At 64.9% G+C, this 21,849-nt stretch carries 16 protein-coding genes and 1 tRNA gene; 13 read left to right on the top strand and 4 right to left on the bottom strand.

Features of this window, described 5'->3' with window-relative positions; all coding sequences use genetic code 11:
* Positions 1-3: 3 nt before the first annotated feature.
* From AB4Z38_RS03450 to AB4Z38_RS03440, 3 genes are all read right to left on the bottom strand, one after another.
* A complete protein-coding gene (locus AB4Z38_RS03450; RefSeq protein ID WP_441428412.1) occupies positions 4-630 on the bottom strand; it encodes a TetR/AcrR family transcriptional regulator in 627 nt (208 codons plus the stop codon).
* 1 nt (position 631) lies between these two features.
* On the bottom strand, positions 632-3,250 hold the full coding sequence (locus AB4Z38_RS03445; protein ID WP_441428411.1) for a PEP/pyruvate-binding domain-containing protein: 2,619 nt from the start codon (positions 3,248-3,250) through the stop codon (positions 632-634).
* A gap of 159 nt (positions 3,251-3,409) precedes the next feature.
* On the bottom strand, positions 3,410-5,236 hold the full coding sequence (locus AB4Z38_RS03440; protein ID WP_441428410.1) for a phosphoenolpyruvate carboxykinase (GTP): 1,827 nt from the start codon (positions 5,234-5,236) through the stop codon (positions 3,410-3,412).
* A gap of 283 nt (positions 5,237-5,519) precedes the next feature.
* Here AB4Z38_RS03440 and AB4Z38_RS03435 point away from each other — a divergent pair.
* Positions 5,520-5,593: transfer RNA gene (locus AB4Z38_RS03435), tRNA-Arg, on the top strand.
* 306 nt (positions 5,594-5,899) lie between these two features.
* On the opposite strand, the gene AB4Z38_RS03430 is transcribed toward AB4Z38_RS03435, so the two are convergent.
* Positions 5,900-6,628 carry a FadR/GntR family transcriptional regulator gene (locus AB4Z38_RS03430; protein ID WP_441428409.1) on the bottom strand — a complete coding sequence of 243 codons (729 nt, stop codon included), beginning with the start codon at positions 6,626-6,628 and terminating at the stop codon, positions 5,900-5,902.
* Between the two features lie 377 nt (positions 6,629-7,005).
* On the opposite strand from AB4Z38_RS03430, the gene AB4Z38_RS03425 reads away from it, so the two are divergent.
* From AB4Z38_RS03425 to AB4Z38_RS03370, 12 genes are all read left to right on the top strand, one after another.
* Positions 7,006-8,646: an ABC transporter substrate-binding protein gene (locus tag AB4Z38_RS03425; protein ID WP_441428408.1), complete on the top strand. Its 1,641-nt coding sequence runs from the start codon at positions 7,006-7,008 to the stop codon at positions 8,644-8,646.
* A gap of 150 nt (positions 8,647-8,796) precedes the next feature.
* Positions 8,797-9,753, top strand: coding sequence for an ABC transporter permease (locus tag AB4Z38_RS03420; protein ID WP_441428407.1), 957 nt, complete (start codon positions 8,797-8,799; stop codon positions 9,751-9,753).
* Between the two features lie 2 nt (positions 9,754-9,755).
* The gene (locus tag AB4Z38_RS03415) at positions 9,756-11,912 is read left to right on the top strand and encodes a dipeptide/oligopeptide/nickel ABC transporter permease/ATP-binding protein (RefSeq protein WP_441428406.1); all 2,157 of its coding nucleotides are present in this window, start codon (positions 9,756-9,758) and stop codon (positions 11,910-11,912) included.
* Entirely contained in the window at positions 11,909-12,727 is an 819-nt protein-coding gene (locus AB4Z38_RS03410) for an ATP-binding cassette domain-containing protein (RefSeq protein WP_441428405.1), read from the top strand. The genes AB4Z38_RS03415 and AB4Z38_RS03410 overlap by 4 nt, the downstream gene beginning before the upstream one ends.
* A 36-nt stretch (positions 12,728-12,763) precedes the next feature.
* The gene (locus AB4Z38_RS03405; RefSeq protein WP_441428404.1) at positions 12,764-13,681 is read left to right on the top strand and encodes a dihydrodipicolinate synthase family protein; all 918 of its coding nucleotides are present in this window, start codon (positions 12,764-12,766) and stop codon (positions 13,679-13,681) included.
* Between the two features lie 595 nt (positions 13,682-14,276).
* Positions 14,277-15,236 (top strand): ROK family protein, encoded by a 960-nt coding sequence (locus AB4Z38_RS03400; protein WP_441428403.1) that lies wholly within the window; start codon positions 14,277-14,279, stop codon positions 15,234-15,236.
* Positions 15,237-15,282: 46 nt separating this feature from the next.
* Positions 15,283-15,969, top strand: a complete 687-nt coding sequence (locus AB4Z38_RS03395; protein WP_441428402.1) for an N-acetylmannosamine-6-phosphate 2-epimerase — start codon at positions 15,283-15,285, stop codon at positions 15,967-15,969.
* Positions 15,970-16,020: 51 nt separating this feature from the next.
* A complete protein-coding gene (locus AB4Z38_RS03390; RefSeq protein WP_441428401.1) occupies positions 16,021-17,481 on the top strand; it encodes a dihydrolipoyl dehydrogenase family protein in 1,461 nt (486 codons plus the stop codon).
* Positions 17,482-17,563: 82 nt separating this feature from the next.
* Complete coding sequence (locus tag AB4Z38_RS03385; protein ID WP_441428400.1) at positions 17,564-18,346, top strand: alpha/beta fold hydrolase; 783 nt, start codon at positions 17,564-17,566, stop codon at positions 18,344-18,346.
* A gap of 90 nt (positions 18,347-18,436) precedes the next feature.
* Positions 18,437-19,156, top strand: a complete 720-nt coding sequence (locus tag AB4Z38_RS03380) for an ABC transporter ATP-binding protein (protein WP_441428399.1) — start codon at positions 18,437-18,439, stop codon at positions 19,154-19,156.
* Positions 19,153-21,189: a YhgE/Pip family protein gene (locus tag AB4Z38_RS03375; RefSeq protein WP_441428398.1), complete on the top strand. Its 2,037-nt coding sequence runs from the start codon at positions 19,153-19,155 to the stop codon at positions 21,187-21,189. The genes AB4Z38_RS03380 and AB4Z38_RS03375 overlap by 4 nt, the downstream gene beginning before the upstream one ends.
* Positions 21,186-21,839 (top strand): TetR/AcrR family transcriptional regulator, encoded by a 654-nt coding sequence (locus AB4Z38_RS03370; protein ID WP_441428397.1) that lies wholly within the window; start codon positions 21,186-21,188, stop codon positions 21,837-21,839. The genes AB4Z38_RS03375 and AB4Z38_RS03370 overlap by 4 nt, the downstream gene beginning before the upstream one ends.
* Positions 21,840-21,849 lie beyond the last annotated feature (10 nt).

Below are 21,849 nucleotides of genomic sequence, written 5' to 3'. Positions count from 1 at the left end.
GAGTCAGTTGGGTCGGTCCGCCGGCGCCCCCGGCGGACTGACACCCAGCAGCGGCAGCATCACCTCGTCCACCACGTGCACCAGGAAATCGTCATCGATCGGCACTCCAGAGAAGATGAACCGCTGCCGCAGCAAGGCGGGGCCGGCCTCGATCCTCGTCTCCGTAGCCACACTGGGGTCGCATTCGCCGCGCGCCGCGGCCTGCTCAATGATCGCCCGCATGATCTTTGCTACGTTGCCGCGGGCGTACTCCTGGACCTCGGCCGCCACCGCCGGATTCTGCAGCGCCTCCCCCAATAGCCCCCGCATGGCTTGCCCCACTACCCCTTCGAGTCGTTGGGCCACGAGCCGAAGGATCGCCAGGGCGTCTTCACGCAGGCTGCCGGTGTCCGGGGCGGACGCCGGGGCGGGCATGGCGTCGTAGGCTGCCTCGAGCACCAAGGCCGCGCGTCCGGGCCACCGCCGGTAGAGCGAAGCCTTACTCGCCCTGGCATGCTCAGCCACGCTGTCCATGGTCAACGCGGCGTAGCCCGATTCGGCAATCTCTGCCCGGACTGCCTCGAAGATTGCACTGTTCAGGGCAGCCCCGCGGCGGCGCGGCAGCTTCCGGTGGTCCTGCTGCCCCGGCATCTCAAGGTCTCTCCGCCGAAGCGACCGGCAGGACCAGCCCCCGGGTTCCGTCCACGAGTACCTGCTGTCCGTCGGCCAAGGTGCTCGTGCCCGAGCCGGTGCCCATAACGGCAGGAATTCCATATTCCCTCGCGACGATCGCCGCATGCGAACCGAGCCCGCCGGCGTCCGCCACAACAGCGGCGGCCCGTTGGAACAGCGGCGTCCAGGCGGGATTGGTGTAAGGGCAGACGAGGACCTCTCCGCTGCGCAGCCGTCCGAACTCGGCCGGTCCGCGGATCACCCGGACCGGACCGCTCGCTTGGCCGCGGCTCGCTGCAGTACCGGAGACGAGGACCCCTTCCACTTGGCGGCCCTGGCGGCCCCGAGCAAAGAGCAAAGCCGGATCGAGCAGCGGTATGCCGTCGAGCTCGCGCCGCTTTGCCGCGCGAGCCAGCACCAGCGGCCGGAAACGGTCACGGAGTGAAGCCGGCAGCGCGCCGTCGTCGTTGTCTGTGATGGACTCCAGTTCCTCGAACCGCAGGTGATGGATTTCGTCGGGCTCATCGATCACGCCGGCCAGCGCCAGCCGGCGGCCGAGCTCCCGGTAAGCCCGGCGGATCGGCGGGATGGCTTTGGTGGCATAGAAGTGGCTGTCCTCGCGGAACGCCATTCCGGCCTGGGCGGACTCGACGGCGGCGAGCACCCTCCGCCGCAGCGGTTCGAAGCGGAGAGCCGGATGGCGTTTCAATTCCGCAAGCGCATTCCCGGCCTGGTCAACTGTTTGGGGCCGATCTCCGGACAAGGCCTTCACGAGACCAAGAACCACCTCGGGGGCATCGGACCACGTGGGCGAACTACTCAGGACAACGCTCGTGGTTTCGCGGTGGCCGTACTCGAGCTGGAACGCCTCGAAAGCCTCGCGGAATGCACGATGTTCGGGTTCCTTTTCCACCAAGTCCAGGAGCTCACGGGGTCCTGGACCAAGTAGCGCGCGGGACAGCCCAGGATCTCCCGCCGCGATGGAAGCGAGCCGTTCAAGAGCCCGGTTCGCCTGGCTCGTCCGGGTTTCCGCCCCCGCGATCAGCGCAGGCGCAAGCTTTGTCTTGCCCAGGAACAAGAGCATGAAACGCATCTTCAGCACCGGCACCAGGATGCCGGGCAAGTACGAGACGCGAAGGTCTGTAATGCCCTGCATCGCGGCGAAGCATTCCCCCGCAAATGCAACGACCGCACGCCACCGCAGGGGGCCGAGGTCCTGGCCATTCAGTCGTTCAATGTTGTCGATGAACGCCGAGAAACGAGGATCCCGGGTCCAGGCGCCGGCTTTGAACCGCCTCGCCCGGCGCAGCAAGGACGCCGGCGCGCCAAGCGTTCGGATGGTCGGGCGCGGCACGGGCGGGATGAGCTGAACCACCACCCCGTCTTCCTCCGGCAGCAACTCCTCCACCGCAGGGAAGACCACGCCCACGCTCCCGGCCATGCCGTGAAGCATGGCAAGGATTCCCCGACTCATCCATCCGGATACATCCAAGGGATAGGGCCGCTCCTGGAACATCTCGATGAAGAACGGTCCCACGCGCCGTTGGACCGCGTTGAGGATGGGAGGTTGGGGCGGTAGTGCGGTCATCGGCCGCGACTGCAGTACGTACGGCGTTCCTCCGGCCACCGCCCACTCGATGTCCTGCGGTCGGCCGAAATGCTGTTGGGCCTTCTTTCCCAGCATGGCCAATTCCGCCAATACCTCCGCGGCGAGCCCGGGCTTCGCGCTTTGCGTACCGGAGTTTTCTTGCGTGCCACCGCCCTCAGCCGCGCTGATCACCACCTCGCGGCCACCGGGCGTGAAACTCAGCACTTTTCCCGAGGCGTCCAGGACATAATGCTCCGGCGTCGCCCGCCCGGAGACGACGGCCTCCCCCAGCCCAGGGTTCGCGTCCACCACCATCTCGCCGCGCTCGCCCGTGACCGGGTTGGCAGTGAACAGGACGCCCGCCATGGCGGCCGGCACCATTTTTTGCACGACGACGGCGATCGCCACCTCGTGCGGATCGATCCCCTGCCGTCGGCGGTAGGCAATCGCCCGGTCCGTCCACAACGATGCCCAGCAGTTGGCGACCGCCTGGACTACATCGTCCCCGCCTAGCACGTTGAGATAGGTGTCCTGCTGACCGGCAAACGCCGCCCCCGGAAGATCCTCCGCCGTAGCGCTGGACCGGACCGCGACCGCCCCGCCGCCCAGCCGCGCATAGGCATCGAGGATCACCTGCCGCAGCCGGCCAGGCATTTCCGCCGCGGCGAAGAGTGCCCGGAGGGCAGCACCACCGGTGCCGTCGCCGCCGTCGGGCGCACCGCCGTCGGACGCTTCATCGGGCCCGACGGACAGAAAACCGTCCAGGGCGGCACCCACGTTCGTTTCCGCCAGGAAGGACAAGTACGCGCCCGTGGTGATGATAAAACCCGGCGGCACCGGGAAACCTTGACGCAGCAACTCCCCGAGAGCGGCACCCTTTCCACCGGCGACGGCGATGTCACCTGCGCCGAAATCGGCCAAGGGCGCGGTGGCCTGTCTGGTTATCTTGGGCCCCTCATGCGGTCCTGACGCCAGAGTGGACTCTTTTGTGTGCTGCTGGGCATCGTCCACGGCCCGGACCCCCGGAATGAGAGAACTGCTGGTTCTCTAAAAGCTACTCGCGCGCCCATCGCGGCACAATGTCCCGCAACCGCCGCTCCGCAACGCATGGGAACGACGAACGACGGTCCCGCACCTCAGTGCGGAACCGCCGTCGGACGTGCCGGTGGTCTAGGCCAGGCGGGCCTTCAGGCCTTCGAGCTCGGAGATCAGCGCGGCCGGCAGGGAACCGCCGAACTTTGCGTACCATTCCTCGATCGATGCCAGTTCGGTCTTCCACTCGGAAGCGTCAACGCGCACTGCGGCTTCCACCTCGGCCGGGGTCATGTCCAGGCCTTCGAGATCGATGGACTCGCCAGTCGGCACGAAGCCGATGGGAGTCTCGACGGCGTCGGCCTTGCCTTCGAGGCGCTCGATGGCCCACTTGAGGACGCGGGCGTTGTCGCCGAAACCGGGCCAGGCGAAGCCACCCTCGGCGGTGCGGCGGAACCAATTGACCAGGAAGATCTTGGGCAGCCGGTCCGGGTTCGCCTTGGCGGACAGGTTGACCCAGTGGTTCAGGTAGTCGCCTGCGTCGTAGCCGATGAACGGCAGCATGGCCATGGGGTCGCGGCGCACGACGCCAACGGCACCGGCCGCAGCGGCCGTGGTCTCGGAGGACAACGTGGAACCCATGAAGATGCCGTTGGACCAGTCGCGGGCCTCGGTGACCAGCGGGATGGTGGTCTTGCGGCGGCCCCCGAAGAGGATCGCGGAGAGCTCCACGCCGTCGGGGCTGAAGTACTCCTCGGCGAGCATGTCGATCTGGTCGATCGGGGTGCAGAAGCGGGAGTTCGGGTGTGCCGCCGGCTTGTCGGAGTCGGGGGTCCAGGAGTTGCCCTGCCAGTCGGTCAGGTGCGCCGGAGTTTCCTGCGTCATGCCCTCCCACCAGACGCCGCCGTCGTCGGTTATGGCGACGTTGGTGAAGATGCTGTTGCCCTTGGCAATGGCGCGCATGGCGTTGGGGTTGGTGCCCCAACCGGTGCCGGGAGCGACGCCGAACAGGCCGGCCTCAGGGTTGACGGCACGGAGCTCGCCCTCCTTGCCGAAGCGCATCCAGGTGATGTCGTCGCCGAGGGTCTCGACCTTCCAGCCCTTGATGGTGGGGTCGAGCAGCGCGAGGTTGGTCTTGCCGCAAGCGGAGGGGAACGCAGCAGAGATGTAGTAGGTCTTCTGCTCAGGCGAAGTCAGCTTCAGGATGAGCATGTGCTCGGCCAGCCAGCCTTCGTCGCGGGCCATGACTGACGCGATCCGCAGGGCGTAGCACTTCTTGCCGAGGAGGGCGTTCCCGCCGTAACCCGAGCCGAAGGACCAAATGGAGCGCTCTTCCGGGAAGTGCACGATCCACTTGTCCGGGTTGCAGGGCCATACGACGTCTGCCTGGCCGGCTTCCAACGGAGCGCCCAGGGAGTGCAACGCGGGGACGAAGAAAGCGTCGGTCTGCGTGATGCGCTCAAGGACGTCGGTGCCGATGCGCGCCATGATGCGCATCGAGGCAACAACGTAGGCGGAGTCGGTGATCTCGACGCCAAACTTCGGATCTTCGGCATCCAGGTGTCCCATGACGAACGGAATGACGTACATGGTACGGCCGCGCATGGAGCCGGCGAACAGCCCGCGCAGCTTCTGCTTCATCTCAGCCGGAGCCATCCAGTTGTTGGTGAAGCCGGCGTCGTGTTCCTTCTCGGAGCAGATGAAAGTCTGCTCTTCCACACGGGCTACGTCCGCGGGATCGGAGAATGCGGCGAATGAATTGGGGAAGAGCTCTTGGTTCAGCCTCTTCAGGGTGCCGGCCGCGACGAGTTCGTCGGTCAGCTTCTTGTTTTCAGCTTCGCTGCCGTCAACCCAGTGGATGCGGTCCGGCTGTGTCAGCTCGGCTACTTCCTCCACCCAGGCCAACAGGCGTGCATGCGTAGTAGGTGCCTTCTCAAGCAGCGGCAGTCGCGCCAGATCGCCCATCGTGGTTCCCTTCCTCGGGTTCAGTGGTGTGTCCTAAATGCTAGGGGGCGCGGAGTAGACCAATCTGGGTTCGGACATGGGATCTCTTGACCATTTCGGAGCAAAACCCCTAAAAATCAAGGATCTACGTCGCGGATCCGCCAAATTTAGTGACCAAGGTCACATAGACCGGTCTAGTTAGGCACATTACACCGCCTCGATTTGGCACCAACAGGGATCTCGCGTAAAGTTTATTGAGGTTCGAGGGGGGAACGAGTTTGAAACTCCCGAGAATCACCAAGATGCGCCCATAGCTCAGCTGGATAGAGCGTCTGTCTACGGAACAGAAGGCCGGGGGTTCGAATCCCTCTGGGCGCACAAATGAAGACCCGCACCGGTCCCGGTGCGGGTCTTTTTCGTTAAATTCCGGGCCCGGGTTTGCCCTGTGGCCCCGAGCGCTGCTCACCGACACCCTCGTCTCCGGCGGTTGCGCGCGCCCTCCTGACCCTCTTTGCCGCACCAGAGCCACCAAACGACGGGACTCGCCGTGTCGCAAACGCTTTCCCAAACCAAAGAAGGTCAGGAAGGCGAAGGCCTTCGGCGGAACGGCCGCCCAAAAGCCAAGGACCGCCGTCGTACTTCGTGAAAAGTACGACGGCGGCCCTTGCGTTTGGATGCTTGGCCTTAGACTGCGACTGCCTCGCTGATGCGGCGGCGGATTCCGTCAAAGTGACGGTTGAGCAGTTCGGCAGCCGCGGTCTTGTCCCCGGTTGCGACGGCGGTGTAGATGCTTCGGTGCATGGCCGCGGTGGCTACAAGATCTTCGTTGTCGGAGCCGATCTCCACGTGGATCTTCCGGTAGACCTTCCAGAAAACGCCCATGAGGTTGATGAGGAGCTCGTTGTTCAGCGGCTCGAACAGCCGGCGGTGGAACTCGGCGTCTGCGGCTACGAAGTTCTCGCCGGCGTGTGCGAGCTCCTCCATCTGCTTAACGGCTTCTTCGATCAAGGCGAGCTGTTCGGCGGTCATCACGTCCATGGAAGAGCCGATCAGCCCCGACTCGAGGGCCTGGCGCACGTCAACGAGTTGCAGCGCCTCGAGCCCCTGGTGGCGCAGCGACAAGCGGCCCCGGAACGTCAGGCCGTCAGCGAGCGCCTCGAAGTTGCTGGGGGCGACGAACATGCCAAAGCCATGGCGGATCTCGATGACGCCCAAGGCCTGCAGCACTTTCAGGGATTCGCGAAGGGTGTTGCGCCCTACCCCCAATGCCACGGAGAGTTCATTCTCCGTGGGCAACGGATCTCCCGCCTCGAGCTCGCGTTCGAGGATCAATTCCATAATGTCCGACTGGAGGGCCCTGAGCCGGGCCTGTGCGCTGAACCGCGCCTGCGGAACGACACCGGAAGTGGTCATGGCTCTCCTTGCAAAAGTACCCATCCCCGGCCCGGATCCTTTCAGGACCGGGGACAAGGAATCAGTGCAGTGTTAATGTTGAGGTGAGCCTAGCGCCCACCGTGGATATAGTGCTTCGCAACATACAATATCGGATGTCCCATCTCCTTGATAGATGTTCGCCTTTATTTTTGACCGAGCCCCAGTTTGAACCTCGCAAGGTGGACCGCGGCGCAGCGCCCATCGGCAGCACCTCCCCGGCAGCACCTCGCCGGCAGCACTGCAGCCGCTCCTCGGGTCACTAGTGATCCAGATCTCGCTTGACGACTTCATGTGACCACCCTTACAGTTTCTTTACGAGCATCGGATGTCCTACATCCGATAACCAGAAAACTTGAATGGTGAGGCATCTTATGAGCAACACGATTAACAACCTGCCGCTGGTCAGCGACGCCAGCCGACGCAACTTCCTCAAGTTGACCGGGGCGATTGGAGCCGCGGCAGCGTTCACGGCCACCCTGTCCGCATGTGGCGGTCCTGCCTCCACCACCACGGGCGCAGCAAACAATACTGCGACTGTCAACAAGGATCTCACCATCGAAGCAGGCATCTCCTATGCCCTGTCCACGGGTTTCGACCCGATGACGTCCTCCGGCGCCACGCCGCAGGCCGCCAACCTGCACATCTTCGAAGGCCTCGTGGAGCTCCACCCTGCCACCCGCGAGCCCTACAACGCGCTGGCAGCGAGCGACCCCAAGAAGGTCAACGACACCACGTACCAGGTGACCATCCGCGACGGTGCAAAGTTCCACAACGGCGCCCCTGTCACCACCGACGATGTTGTCTACTCCTTCACCCGTGTGATGGACCCGGCCAACAAGTCCTTGTTCTCCCAGTTCATTCCGTTCATCAAGGACGTCAAGGCCCTCGATGCCAAGACGGTCGAGTTCTCGCTGAAATACCCCTTCCCGGGCTTCGGACCGCGAATCTCCGTGGTGAAGGTGGTTCCGAAGGCGTTGGCCTCTGTCGATCAGAAGGGATTCGATGCCAAGCCCGTCGGCTCCGGCCCCTACAAGCTGATCTCGGCAGTCAAGGACGACAAGATCGTCTTCGAAGCATTCGCCGACTACAACGGCCCCAAGCCGGCACTCGCCAAAGGCATGACCTGGCTGCTGCTCTCAGACGCGGCAGCGCGTGTCACGGCAGTCCAGTCGGGCCGCGTCCAGGCGATCGAAGACGTCCCCTACCTGGACATGGACGGGCTCAAGTCCAAGACCCGGGTTGAATCCGTGCAGTCCTTCGGCATGCTGTTCCTGATGTTCAACTGCGCCAAGGCCCCGTTCGACAACAAGCTGGTCCGCCAGGCACTCCACTACGGACTGGACAAGGACGCCATCATCAAGAAGGCCTTGTTCGGCAATGCCAAGGCTGCGTCGTCGTACTTCCAGGAGGGCCACCCGGACTACGTCAAGGCCAAGAACGTCTACTCCTACGATCCCCAGAAGGCCGCGGACCTCCTCAAGCAGGCCGGAGTCAGCAACCTCGAATTCGAGCTGCTCACGACGGATACCGCCTGGGTCAAGGACGTTGCCCCGCTGATGCTTGAATCCTGGAACAAGATCCCGGGCGTCAAGGTCACCGCAAAGAACCTCCAGTCCGGCGCCTTGTACTCGGACAGGGTTGGCAAGGCCGACTTCTCGGTAGTGGCGGCCCCGGGCGACCCCTCCGTCTTCGGCAACGACGCAGACCTGCTCTTGAGCTGGTTCTACTCGGGCGCCACCTGGATGGCCAAGCGCGCCTATTGGACCACTCCGGAAAGCGCCACCCTCCAGGGTCTGATGGACAAGGGCTCGCAGGCCGCGGCCGCCGATGCGAAGAAGATCACCGGCCAAATCGTGGACCTCGTCTCCGATGAAGTCCCGCTGTACCCGCTCTTCCACCGCCAGCTCCCCAGCGCATGGGACGAAAAGAGACTCTCAGGGTTCAAGCCGCTGCCCACCACGGGACTGTCCTTCATCGGCGTCGGCCGCACAGCCTAGCCACACCCAACCCAACTGACTCGCATTTGTTGTCGTTTAGACGGCTCAAAACGACACTTACTGCGAGTCAGTTGGGCGAGGCGCACCCTCAGAAGCACTACCCCGCGAGACCGCCACGCAGCGGCCGCACCAAAGCAACCGGAGAACAAATTGGTCATGATATTGCGTCTGCTTGGACGCAGGCTCGCGGCATTGCCCTTGATGATCCTGGGCATCACGCTGCTGGTCTTCCTCGTCCTACAAGCAGCACCAGGCGACCAGGCCAGCACGGCCCTCGGCGAAGGCGCCAGCGAAGCCGCCAAACAGCAGTACCGCCAGGACAACGGCCTGAACGATCCCCTGTTCGTCCAATACTTCCGCTTCCTGGGCAGGCTCCTGCAGCTCGATCTTGGCGTGACCACCCCGCCGTCCAAGTCGGTGGCAAGCATGATCGCCTCCGCCTTCCCGCTGACCCTCCAGCTGACGTTCCTTGGCGTGATCATCGCCGTCGTACTGTCCCTGGTTTTCGGCATCATCGGCGCCCTTTACCGCGACAAGTGGCAGGACCAGCTGATCCGGATCTTCTCCATCGCGGCCATCGCCACCCCGTCCTTCTGGCTCGGCATCCTGCTCATCCAGTGGTTCGCGCTCGGTGACAACCCGCTGTTTCCCTCGGGTGGAATCGCGACGCCGGAGTCCGGCTTCGGCGGCTGGCTCAACTCGATGGCGCTCCCGGCCCTCGCTCTCGGCATTCCGGTCTCCGCTTCACTTATCCGCGTGGTCCGCACGTCCATGGTGGAGGAACTGGACCGCGACTACGTCCGGACAGCCATCGGCAACGGGGTCCCCTACCCCGAGGTGGTTTCCCGGAACGTCCTGCGCAACGCGCTCGTGACTCCGGTGACCGTGCTGGGACTCAGGATCGGCTACCTCCTGGGCGGCGCCGTCGTGATTGAAATGATCTTCGCCCTTCCCGGCATGGGCCAGCTGATCCTCAACGGCATCACCAACCTAGACGTCAACCTGGTCCAGGGCGTGGTCCTCACCATCTCGGTCACCTTCGTTCTGGTGAACATCGTGGTGGACCTCTTGTATCTGCTCATCAACCCCCGAATCAGGACGGTATAGCCATGCGCAGCAAACTTGCTGAACGGCTCAGCGCCCCGGGCGTCCGCTTCAAGTCCCTCCCCTGGGGATCGCGTTTTGCCCTGTTGTTCCTCGTGGTCATCGTCCTGGCGGCGATCTTCGCTCCGCTCATCGCGCCCCACGATCCCCTGGAAACGTTCATTCCTGCGCAGGCTCCGGACGGCGACCACTTCTTCGGCACCGACCGCCTCGGCCGCGACGTCTTCTCACGGCTCCTCTACGGCTCACAGTCCTCGCTCATGATCGGCCTCGGCGCGGTGGCCCTCGCGATCGTCGTCGGTGCGGTGCTTGGCTCGCTCGCCGCGACGTCCAGCAAGGCCGTCAACGAGATCATCATGCGACTCATGGACATCCTCATGGCATTTCCGGGGATCGCCCTCGCAGCCGTGCTGTTGGCGGCGTTCGGCAACTCGGTACCCACCATCATCGTCGCCATCGCCATCATCTACACCCCGCAGCTCGCCCGCGTGGTCCGCGCCAATGTGCTCGCCCAATACGGCGAAGACTACGTCCGCGCCGAACGGGTGATGGGTGCAAACCGCCCCTACATCCTGCTCAAGCACATTGTCCGCAACACCGCCGCCCCGGTGCTGGTCTTCGCCACGGTCATGGTGGCCGACGCCATCATCCTCGAAGCTTCGCTGTCCTTCCTCGGCGCCGGCGTCCAGGATCCTGCGCCGTCGTGGGGCAACGTGATCTCATACGGCCGCAATCTGGTCCTCTCCGGAGGCTGGTGGGCAACCACCTTCGCCGGCCTCACCATCTTGCTCACCGTGCTTGCGCTGAACATCCTCGCCGAGGGCCTCACCGATGCCATGGTGAACCCGAAGCTGCGCAAGGCCCCGGTGGTGAAGGACGACGACGGTGCTGCCGCTGCTTTTGCGGGCGCGGCGGTGGCCGGTGCCGCCATCGATACTGAGATCGCGACGTCGGTGGCCCAGCCATCCGTCGTGGAACAGCACGAGCTCGACGGCGTGCGGGCCGCCAACGGCGATCCGCTCTCCGAAGAGGACTACGCGGCGTCGGTCCTGAACGCTACTCATGTCCTGAACGATCCGAGGCTCGCAATAGCGAATCCGCACGCGCTCCTCGACAAGGAACTCGAACTCCTCGCGTCGGTCGAGGCGAAGCGCACGGACCGGCTCCCCCAGGTCCCCGCCGACGCCAGGAACGTGCTGGAGGTCAAGAACCTGTCCATCCGCTTCCCCGGCCGCTTCGGCGAAACCGCGATCGTGGACAACGTCTCCTTCACTGTCCGCGAAGGGGAAACCATGGGCCTGGTGGGCGAATCCGGTTGCGGCAAGTCCATCACGTCCCTCGCGATCATGGGCCTCTTGCCAAAGACCGCCGAGATCACCGGTTCCATCACCTTCGACGGCAAGGAACTCCTTGATTCCGGTTCGAAGCAAAGCAACGCCAAGGCCTACCACGGCCTGCGCGGCGAACAGATCGCCATGGTCTACCAGGATGCGCTGAGCTCGCTCAACCCGTCCATGAAGATCAAGGAGCAAATGACCCAGCTGACCAGGCGCGGCGGCCGCAAGTCCCCCGCCGAGTTGCTGGAAATGGTAAAGCTCGATCCCGTCCGCACGCTCGCCAGCTACCCGCACGAGCTCTCGGGCGGCCAGCGCCAACGCGTATTGATCGCCATGGCGCTCTCCCGCTCGCCGAAGATCGTGGTGGCAGACGAACCGACCACCGCCCTCGACGTCACAGTCCAGAAGCAAGTAGTGGAGCTGCTCAACGAACTGCGCGAACAGCTCGGCTTCGCCATGGTCTTCGTCAGCCACGACCTCGCCCTGGTTGCCTCCCTGGCGCACCGCATCACGGTCATGTACGCCGGCCAGGTGGTCGAATCCGCACAGGCTTCGGAGCTCCTGCAGAACCCGCGGCACGAATACACGCGCGGTTTGTTGGGCGCAGTCCTTTCGATCGAGGCCGACGCCGTCCGCCTCCACCAGATCCCCGGCACCGTCCCGTCGCCGCGCGACTTCGCTCCCGGCGACCGCTTTGCGGCACGTTCGTTGAGGCCCGACGCCGACCCGAACCAGCAATTGGTCCTCGCCGTTGTTGAACCCGCCGGCGGCGGAGCAGACCGCGATCACTACTGGGCCAGCCACCTGAAGGAGGACGCAAAGTGAGTACTTCCCACCAGGACATCCCAGCCAAGCCGGTCATCGAGCTCAAAGACGTCAAGGTACACCACCGGGCCCGCACCGGCGGTCTCTTCCGGCCCAACATCGTCAAGGCAGTCAACGGCGTGGACTTCAGCATCAGCCGAGGCGAGACTGTCGGGATCGTCGGCGAGTCCGGCTGCGGCAAGTCCACGCTCGCTTCAGTGCTCGTGGGACTCCAGGCCCCGACGTCGGGCCAGGTGCTCTTCCATGGCAAGCCGGCCATCAAACGCAACGCCCGGATGCGCAAGGAATTCGGACGCGCCGTATCCGTGGTTTTCCAGGATCCGGCCACAGCCCTCAATCCGCGCATGACCATCCAGGACATCCTCACCGATCCCCTGCAGGTGCACGGCATCGGCAACGCCGCGTCCCGGTCGGACAAGGTCAAGGAACTGTTGGCCCTCGTCGGCTTGCCGCAATCGGCGGCCGAGGTCACGCCGTCGCAGGTTTCCGGCGGCCAGCGCCAGCGCGTGGCGATCGCCCGTGCCCTCGCCCTGGAGCCGGACATCATCGTGGCCGACGAGCCGACGTCGGCCCTCGACGTGTCCGTCCGCGCCCAAGTCCTGAACCTGCTGTCCGACCTGAAAACCCGGCTGAACCTCGGCATGGTGTTCATTTCGCACGACATCCAGACCGTCCGCTACGTCTCCGACCGCATCTGCGTCATGTACTTCGGGCAGATCGTCGAGGAAGGCCCGGCCGCCCAGGTCTTCGACAACCCAAGCAACGACTACACCAAGAAGCTGCTCGGCGCCGCGCCCAGCCTGCTCCACACCTAAGTTTTTCCCATCCAGATCCAAACAACGGAGATTTCTGTGTCTACTCAGTTCCAGGGCGTCATTCCCCCGGTCATCACCCCCCGCCACCCTGACGGCCGCGTTGACACCGCGTCCCTGAAGAACGTCACCAAGCACCTGCTCGACGGCGGCGTGTCCGGCCTCTTCGTGTTGGGCTCCTCGGGCGAGGTCCCCTACATGACCAACGAAGAGCGCGAACTCGTCGTCTCCACGATCGCCGACGCGAACGCCGGTGCGGTGCCCCTGATCGTGGGCGCCAACGAACAAACCACCAACCGCGTCATCGAAGAAGCACTCAAGGTTGTTGACCTCGGCGCCGACGCAATCGTGGTCACCTCCATGTACTACGCCATCGGCAACGCGCAGGAGACCGAGACCCACTTCCGCAGCATCCACGCTGCCGTGGACAAGCCGATCTTCGCCTACGATGTCCCCGTCCGCACCCACTTCAAGCTGCCCACCGACCTCCTGGTCCGTCTCGGCCGCGACGGCGTCATCGCGGGCGTCAAGGACTCCTCGGGCGACGACGTCTCCTTCCGCCAACTCGTCCTCGCAGCCAAGGACATCCCCGACTTCGACATCTTCACGGGCCACGAAATAGTCGTGGACGGCGCCCTCCTCGCCGGCGCCCAAGGCGTTGTCCCCGGCCTCGGCAACGTCGACCCCGCCGGTTACCGCCGCCTGTTCGACGCCACCCAAGACGGAGACTGGACCGCAGCCGCCGCCGAACAGGACCGCCTGGCCGACCTCTTCAACATCGTCTACACCCCCAACGGCCGGGTCTCCGGCGGCGCAGCAGGACTAGGCGCCTTCAAGACCGCCCTCCAAATCATGGGCATCATCGAATCCAACACCATGAGCGCCCCCATGCTCTCCCTCAACGCCGAAGAAACCTCCGCAATCCGAACGATCCTCGAGCGCAACGGCCTGGTCTAGGGGGCGGCGCTGTTCTCCGCGCCTGAGCGGGTCGCCGTCACTCGGACGGATGGCGGGCGTCACCATTCGTGGGTTTCCGTGGTCGGGTCGTGCCGGCGGACCAGTTTTGCCGTCCCTTAGACACCTCCCGACGCACTGCTACAGTCGCTGAGCGACTTCCGCAATGCTTTGGTCGGCGATGCGGGACTACACAAAACCGTCCCTCCGCCACTCGGGCGATTGCCGAACCTTCGCGGACGGGCCGGGATCCGCACCGCGCCACTGGAGCCGGCGCGGCGGGCGATTGGCGGACGACATCGTCAGGTGAGTCGATCGCCTGAGGTGCCGGGCCGGGGTCTTGCGTAGACGCGCATCGCCGACCAGAGTCGTCTGAAGGTCGCCCAGCGACCGGAAGACGACGTCGGGAGGAAGAGAAGCCCCAGGGGCCCGAGCCGAGCTTGCGAGGCTTGGGGAGGGGCTGAACGCTAAGCGCCGGCAAGGCCGCGGTTTGGCGCCGCCGCAACCACAACTAACCCGACCATAAGCGAACCGCAGCACAGACGTGACCCAACAACGATGAACCCAGCAACCGCAGCAAGAGATCCGGAGGACAAACATGATGTACGTGGTCGGGGTGGATCTTGGTGGGACGAAGACTGCTGCCGGGGTTGTGGGGGCCGATGGGGAGGTGTTGTTTTCGGAGCAGATTCCTACGCTGAACCGGGGTGGGGGCGACGCCATTTTGAGGGCTACTGCGGCGCTCGTGGGGCGGCTCATGCGGCGGGCGGCGGCTGAGGGAATCGACGTCGGGCGTGTTGGCGTGGGTTCAGCCGGGGTCATCGATGCCGTGAGTGGTGAAGTGGTTTCGGCGACTGATGCGATCCTGGGGTGGGCCGGGACCAGGTTGACGGCCGGTTTAGCGCAACTCCTTGGCTTGCCCCGAGGGTCGGTCAGTGCGGTCAACGACGTACATGCGCATGCTGTGGGTGAGGCGTGGCGTGGGGCGGCCGCAGGGTCTTCGAGTTCGCTCATGATGGCTTTCGGGACGGGTGTGGGCGGCAGTTTTGTGCTGGACGGCTCTCCTGTTTTGGGCCACCACTATGTGGGTGGGCATGTGGGGCACTTTGCTTCGCCGTACGCCTATTACGAGGGCGCTGCTCTCCCCTGCGTGTGCGGGGGTTCGGGCCACGTCGAGGCGATTGCTTCCGGACCGGCCATCCATGAATCCTTCGTCCGCTTCGGGGGCTCCCCCGAGGTCCCGGATACCCGTGCCGTATTTGCCTTGGCTCACGACCGCGAAGGTTCCGGCTCCGCTGACAGTGCTGCCGCCATCAAAGCCATCGGCGCGGGCGCGGGTGCCGCCGGGCAGGCGATCGGCGGGCTCGTCAACATCCTCGACCCGGAGACGGTAGTGGTTTCCGGGGGCTTGGCGGATGCGGGAGATTTCTGGTGGAAACCCATGGAACGCGCCCTGCGCAAAGAGCTGATGGCCCCGCTTGCTGACATTCCCGTGCTTCCCGCGGCGCTCGGCAATACCGCCGCGATTGTGGGCGCGGCCAGACTCGTCCTGAACTGACACTCGAACACTCGAACACCCGATAACCCTCGCAAGGAGACACTCCATGATCCTGACCCTCGATGGTCTCGAAGCCCTCCGCTCGCAGTTGATCGTCTCCTGCCAGGCCTACCCGGGCGAGCCCATGCGCGATCCCCGGACGACCGGCCAGGTGGCGGCGTCGGCGGTTATCGGTGGTGCCGCGGCAGTCCGGGTCCAGGGCCTCGCGGACGTCCAGTTCACCCGTGCGGCTGTTGAGGTTCCGGTGATCGGGCTCTGGAAGGACGGCCACGACGGTGTGTTCATCACCCCCACGCTCCGGCACGCCCTCGCCGTCGTGAATGCCGGCGCACACGTCGTGGCCATCGACGGCACGCGACGCCCGCGTCCGGATGGATTGACCCTCAAGCAAACCGTTAATGGAATCCACGCCGAATCGCATGCCTTGGTCATGGCTGACTGCGGTTCCTACGCTGATGCGGTGGCCGCCGTCGAAGCCGGTGCCGACTTGATCGGTACCACGCTGGCCGGATACACCGGGGAGCGTTCCAAGACAGGCGGCCCCGATCTTGAGCTTCTCGCGGAGATCGCCGGCGCCGGACTAGGCATGCCGCTCATCGCCGAGGGCAGGATCCACACCCCCGCGCAGGCCCGCCAGGCCCTCGACGTCGGGGCGTTCGCGGTCGTCGTCGGTACCGCCATCACCCATCCGGCGACCATCACGGGCTGGTTCAAGGGCGCAATGGACGCCTGACTGCCGCTAGAAAACCTGATCCCGGCCTGCCTCCGGGCGTAGGCTTCTCCCATGGCTGAGGAGAATATCCGGGAATTCGATGTCATCGTGATCGGCGCCGGGGCGGTGGGTGAAAACGTTGCAGATCGAGTGGTCCGGGGCGGGCTTACCGCGGCCATTGTCGAGGCTGAGCTCGTCGGAGGGGAATGCTCCTATTGGGCCTGCATACCGTCCAAAGCGCTCCTTCGGCCTGGAACCGCCTTGCACACCGCGCAATCAGTGCCTGGAGCATCGGACTCCGTCACGAAGGTCCTGAATCCCGCGCCGGTCCTGAAGTACCGCGACTACTTCACCAACAAATGGCAGGACGACGGCGCGGTTCAGTGGCTCGTGGACACCGGCATCGAACTCATCCGGGGCCGGGCGCGCATCACGGGCCCCCGCGAAGTCCAAGTGGATGGCAAGGACGGCAACAGCTACTCGCTCAAAGCCCATCACGCCGTGGTGGTGGCCACCGGATCCACACCGCTCGTCCCGAAAATCGACGGCTTGCGCAACGTCCCGTACTGGACAACCCGAGGCGCCACGTCTGCACGGCAAATCCCCGAACGGTTCATAGTGCTGGGCGGCGGGGTTGCCGGCGTCGAACTTGCCCAGGCGTTCGCCCGCCTGGGCTCCACCGTCACAATAGTTGCCCGAGGCAGGCTGCTCAGTACTTTTCCCGAGGAGGCCGCCAATCTGGTTGCTGCAGGACTGCGGGCCGACGGCGTCGATCTCCGGCTTGGGACGGACACCACGCGCGTCGAACACGACCCGGACCACGCCTTCAGCATCACCCTCGGCGACGGGACGGTCTTGAACAGTGACGAGTTGCTCGTGGCGACGGGCCGGCGGCCGAACCTGGACAACTTGGGGCTTGAGAACGTGGGGCTCGACGCCGAAGACGGCAAGGCTTTCCGCCTCACCACGGACTCGAGCGGCTTGGTTGAGGGCGCCGCCAGCGACGGCACCAGCGGGTTGTGGCTATACGCGGCTGGCGATGCAGCGGGCGCTGCCCTCCTCACGCATCAAGGCAAGTACGAGGCTCGGGCAACCGGCGATGCCATCGTGGCCCGGGCCAAGGGAACCCTCCACGGCACCCCGAAGCCCTGGAGTGCCTTCGCAAAAACGGCCGACGAACATGCGATCCCCAGCGTGGTCTTCACGGATCCGGAAGTGGCATCCGTAGGCCCGAGCCTCAAGCAGGCCCTGCAAAAGGGCCTCAACGCAAGCTCGGTGGAACTGCCCATCAACGTGTCCGGATCCCAGCTGCATTCGGAAAATTACCAAGGCTGGGCACAACTGGTGGTGGACGAGGATCGTAAGGTGCTGGTGGGCGCGACGTTCGCCGGGCCCGGAGTGGCCGAGCTTTTGCATGGCGCAACCATCGCGATTGTGGGCGAAGTCCCGTTGGACCGGCTGTGGCACGCGGTGCCGTCGTTCCCGACTATCAGCGAGGTGTGGCTGCGCCTGCTGGAGAAGTACGGGCTGTAACCCCCAGCGGTTGTGGTGTCGACCAGCGGGTGCGTGTCAACGATCCGTTGTGGCGTCGAGGACGCGGGAGGACAATGGCCGCATGGCCAAGAACCTCGACATTGACGGACACCCAACCTGGGTGGAAGACCTGGGCGGTCCCGGCGAACCACTCCTGCTGCTGCACGGCGGCTTGAGCAACAGTGACGATTTGCTCAGGAGCATTGGACCAGGCTTATCGGAGGGATTCCGCGTGGTCGCGTTCGACCGCCGCGGCCATGGCTACACCGCGGACACGGACGCCGATTTCCACTACGCGGACATGGCCACCGAGACGGTCCGGGTGCTCGAGGACGTCGTTGGCGGCCCTGCCCACCTGGTCGGGTGGAGTGACGGCGGGATCGTTGCCCTCCTTGTCGCGCTCCGGCGGCCTGAACTCGTGCAAAAACTTGTAGTTATTGGTACCAATTACCACTACAACGGCACGGCGCCCTTCGACTTGGACCCCCAATCGCCCATTGCGCAGGAACTCGGCAAGGCCTACATCGAGCGGTCTCCAGACGGGCCCGAACACCTGGATGTCGTCTTTGGTAAGAGTGTCGCGATGTTCACTACGGAGCCGACACTCACCACCACCGACATCGCGCAAATCACCCAGCCGGTGCTCGTCATCGTCGGCGACGACGACGTGGTCACCTTGCCCCACACCCTCTCGTTGTACGAAGCCCTCCCCCAAGGCCAACTGGCGGTCGTCCCGGGAGCATCGCACGGGCTTCCACTGGAACAGCCGGAAGCCGTCGCCGGGCTGATAACCAATTTCCTGGCCGCGGCAGAACCGCCCCGCACGTTCATGCCAATACGCCGCGCAAGTCATCCCAGCGGCTAGCTTTCTCGGGGGCCAAGGCGTCTATTTGAACTGACTGGTCAGTTCGGTTACAATTGGGAGCAGACTACTGGTTCTGCGAAAGGTCCAATTGTGCTGTCTGCACAGCAACTCCAGATCGACGGCCGCCGGGACGATCTCCTGCCTCCCACTTCCCTCGAAGCCGGGCGCGGGGAACTCCTCCTGGTCAGCGGCGACGGTCAGGACCAGCGCACGGCACTGGCTCTCGCGCTGAGCGGCCGGATGAAGCCCAGCAAAGGCCTCCTGAGCTGGGACAACTCGGCAAAGACCAAGAAAGTCCGGGCCGCGAGCGCCCTGATCGATGCTCCCGGCGTCAACGGCCCGGAGCAGCACTTGAGCGTCCGCGACCTCGTCACCGAAGACCTCTCCCTCATCCCCCGCCGCTACCGTGGCGCCCTCCTCAGCAAGCCGTGGCTCAAGGTCAACCGCTTCGAGGACATCGCCGGGCTGTGGATTGAGCAGCTCCCTGCAGACCGCCGGCTCGAGCTACTGACCGCCCTGGCCCTCGCTGACCCTGCCCTCGACCTCCTGGTGCTCGATTCCCCGGACCGGCACAGCGCGAACCCTGCGGACTGGCTTCCGAGGCTTGAGCAGTTGGCGTACGACCCCGGGCGGCCGCTCGCCGTCGTGGCGGTCGTCTCTGCCCTCCCGGACAACTGGGACGGCCCGGCCGCGGTGATCGGCAACTCGATCATGCATACGGCACCCGCCGAACCGGCCATCGAACCCCTCGAAAACGCGCAAGAAGATCCCGAAGAAGTACCCGAAACCCTGCAAAGGACCGCAAAGTGACTGTTCTGCGGCTGGCCCGCTCCGAACTCAAGCGCATGACCGGCGGGCTCCTGCCTAAGCTGACCATCCTCGCCCTGACCATGGTTCCCCTGCTCTACGGAGCCGTGTACCTTTACGCGAACTGGGACCCTTACGGCAACCTCAACCAGATCGACGCCGCCCTGGTGGTAGAGGACGCGGGAGCCCAGCCGGCCAACGGCCCCGAACTGCAGGCGGGCCAGAAGGTTGCCGACAGCCTCGTGGAGAGCCACGTCTTCAACTGGCAGCGGGTGACCACCACGGCCGAGGCCGACGCGGGCGTTGAATCCGGTAAGTACGCCTTCGCCCTGAAGATTCCGAAGGACTTTTCGGCCAACCTGGTCTCGCCAGGAAGCTTCGACGCCGCCAACCAGGCGATGCTCAACGTCACCACCAACGACGCGAACAACTACCTCCTCAGCACCATCGTCGACAAACTCACCACCGCGGTGCACTCCACCGTGGCCAAGGAGGTGGGCGAGGAGACCGCCAACCAGCTCCTCACGGGCTTCGGCACCATCCACGCCTCCATCGTCAAGGCCTCCGACGGCGCCTCCCAACTCGCCGACGGCGTCGGTAAGCTCAGTGACGGAGCAGCCACCCTCCACGACGGCACCAGCAAGCTCAGCAGCGGCGCGTCCGAGCTACTGGCAGGGCAAAACAAACTGCGTGACGGCGCCAATCAGCTGAACGACGGCGCCGGGCAGCTCAGCGCGGGGCTCACCGAACTGAAGAACAAGACCGCGTCCCTCCCGGCCGACTCACAAAAGCTCGCCGACGGCGCCGCTCAAGTAGCCGCCGGAAACGCGCAGCTGAGCGCAAAAGTCCAGGACGTCGTCGGGCAGCTTTCAGCGTTCGACGCCGGGGCGCGGGACCGCGTCGCAGGCAGCACCCAGAAACTCGTGGCGAGTGGTGTCATCACGCAGGACCAGGCGAACAAGATCCTGGCGGACTTCGATACCGCCGCTGCGTCCACCGCTGCGACAGATGCCAAGGCCAAGATCTCGGCGGATGCCGCCCAGATCCAGCAGCTTTCCAACGGATCGGCCGCGGTCAGTGCGGGCGCCGCTAAACTTGCGGGCTCCACGCCGGCGCTGACGGGAGCTATCGGCCAGGCCTCGGCGGGCGCGGACCAGCTCAGCTCCGGCGCCGCGACGCTGGCGGCGGGTGAACAGTCTGCCGTCAACGGCACGTCGGTCCTCGCGGACGGGGCCGCAAAGCTCGACGACGGCGCGGCGCAGCTTGCCAGCGGTGCCGCGACGGCCGCGGACGGATCCCGCACTTTGGCGAGCGAGTTGGCGAAGGGCGCAGGCAAGGTCCCAAATCCGGACGACGCCCAAAAGAGCGAGGTGTCCAAGGTGATCGCTGATCCGGTCGCGGTCAACAACGTTTCGCAGGCCAAGGCGGGGTCCTACGGCGCCGGCTTGGCCCCGTTCTTCTTGACGCTGTCCCTCTGGATCGGCGTATTCATGCTGGTCCAGGCCATGCGTCCCATCACGCAGCGGGCCTTGGCCTCGAACGCTCCGTCGTGGAAAATCGCCGTCGGCGGCTGGCTGCCGTTCTTCGTGGTGTCCGTGCTGCAGGCCAGCATCCTCACCCTCGTGGTGGACCTGGGGCTGGGCCTCAATGCGGCCCACCCGGTATGGATGTGGTTGTTTATGCTGGCTGCTGTCATGGCGTTCACCGCCCTCATCCAGGGCATCGTGGCTTTGCTGGGGACTCCCGGAAAGTTCGTGGTGCTGATCCTGCTGGTCCTGCAGTTGGTGTCTTCCGGCGGAACGTTCCCGTGGCAAACCACCCCCATGCCGCTGCATGTGGTGCACGAGATCATGCCGATGGGCTACGTGGTGACCGGCATGCGGCACCTGATCTACGGCGGCGACTTGTCCATGATCTGGCCGATTGTCCTGGGCCTGCTTGGCTACACTGTGCTGGGAGCCGCGCTTTCCACGCTGGCCGTCCGTAAGCACAAGTTCTGGACCCTCAAGACCCTGAAGCCGGAGATCGCGGTATGAGCATGCAAGAGCCGGAGCTCCCGGGACCGGACGCCCCGGGTCCGGAAACTCCTGAGAAGAAGCTCCGCCCGGCCCGCACCAACGCGACCAAGCAGCGCCTCTTCGACGCTTCGATGGAGCTGATCGGCGAGCGCGGCGCGGCAGGCGTCACGGTGGACGAGATCGCGGCCGCAGCCGGAGTGTCCAAGGGAACGGTCTACTACAACTTCGGCAGCAAGTCCGATCTGATCGCCCAGTTGCTGCGCCACGGCGTCGACATCATGCTCGGCCGGCTCCAGACCATCGAAGGCCTGCACGCCGATCCGCTCGAGGCCATGGAAGCCATGCTCGGTCAAGCCATGGACTTCATGGACGACTACCCGTCCTTCGCACGGCTCTGGATCAGCGAGAACTGGCGGACACCCAGCGAATGGGGAAAGCTCTTCGTCGAACTCCGCAGCGAGTTGTTGTCCGTGATTGGCGCGGCCATCGAAAAGGTCGCCTCCACGTACGCCGTGGATACCGGCATTGCCCGGGGCAGCCTCGAGGCGGCGATGTTCGGAGCTATCTTCGTGGTGGGCCTTGACCGGCAGACGTACAACCCCGAGCGCACCCGCGAGCAGGGCATAGCGGCCATCATGACCATCATGCGCGGCTACGTGCTGCGGTAACGGTATGGCA

The sequence above is a fragment of the Arthrobacter sp. 2RAF6 genome (assembly GCF_052115205.1).
Classification (GTDB): domain Bacteria; phylum Actinomycetota; class Actinomycetes; order Actinomycetales; family Micrococcaceae; genus Arthrobacter.
The sequence above is the reverse complement of the archived record's forward strand: the minus strand, read 5'-3'. Positions and strand labels throughout refer to the sequence as shown.

Coding starts and splice junctions, on each gene's coding strand:
- AB4Z38_RS03370 (WP_441428397.1), top strand. CDS start 21,186: ATGAGCATGCAAGAGCCGGAGCTCCCGGGACCGGACGCCCCGGGTCCG.
- AB4Z38_RS03440 (WP_441428410.1), bottom strand. CDS start 5,236: ATGGGCGATCTGGCGCGACTGCCGCTGCTTGAGAAGGCACCTACTACG.
- AB4Z38_RS03395 (WP_441428402.1), top strand. CDS start 15,283: ATGATCCTGACCCTCGATGGTCTCGAAGCCCTCCGCTCGCAGTTGATC.
- AB4Z38_RS03415 (WP_441428406.1), top strand. CDS start 9,756: ATGCGCAGCAAACTTGCTGAACGGCTCAGCGCCCCGGGCGTCCGCTTC.
- AB4Z38_RS03430 (WP_441428409.1), bottom strand. CDS start 6,628: ATGACCACTTCCGGTGTCGTTCCGCAGGCGCGGTTCAGCGCACAGGCC.
- AB4Z38_RS03390 (WP_441428401.1), top strand. CDS start 16,021: ATGGCTGAGGAGAATATCCGGGAATTCGATGTCATCGTGATCGGCGCC.
- AB4Z38_RS03385 (WP_441428400.1), top strand. CDS start 17,564: ATGGCCAAGAACCTCGACATTGACGGACACCCAACCTGGGTGGAAGAC.
- AB4Z38_RS03400 (WP_441428403.1), top strand. CDS start 14,277: ATGATGTACGTGGTCGGGGTGGATCTTGGTGGGACGAAGACTGCTGCC.
- AB4Z38_RS03450 (WP_441428412.1), bottom strand. CDS start 630: ATGCCGGGGCAGCAGGACCACCGGAAGCTGCCGCGCCGCCGCGGGGCT.
- AB4Z38_RS03425 (WP_441428408.1), top strand. CDS start 7,006: ATGGTGAGGCATCTTATGAGCAACACGATTAACAACCTGCCGCTGGTC.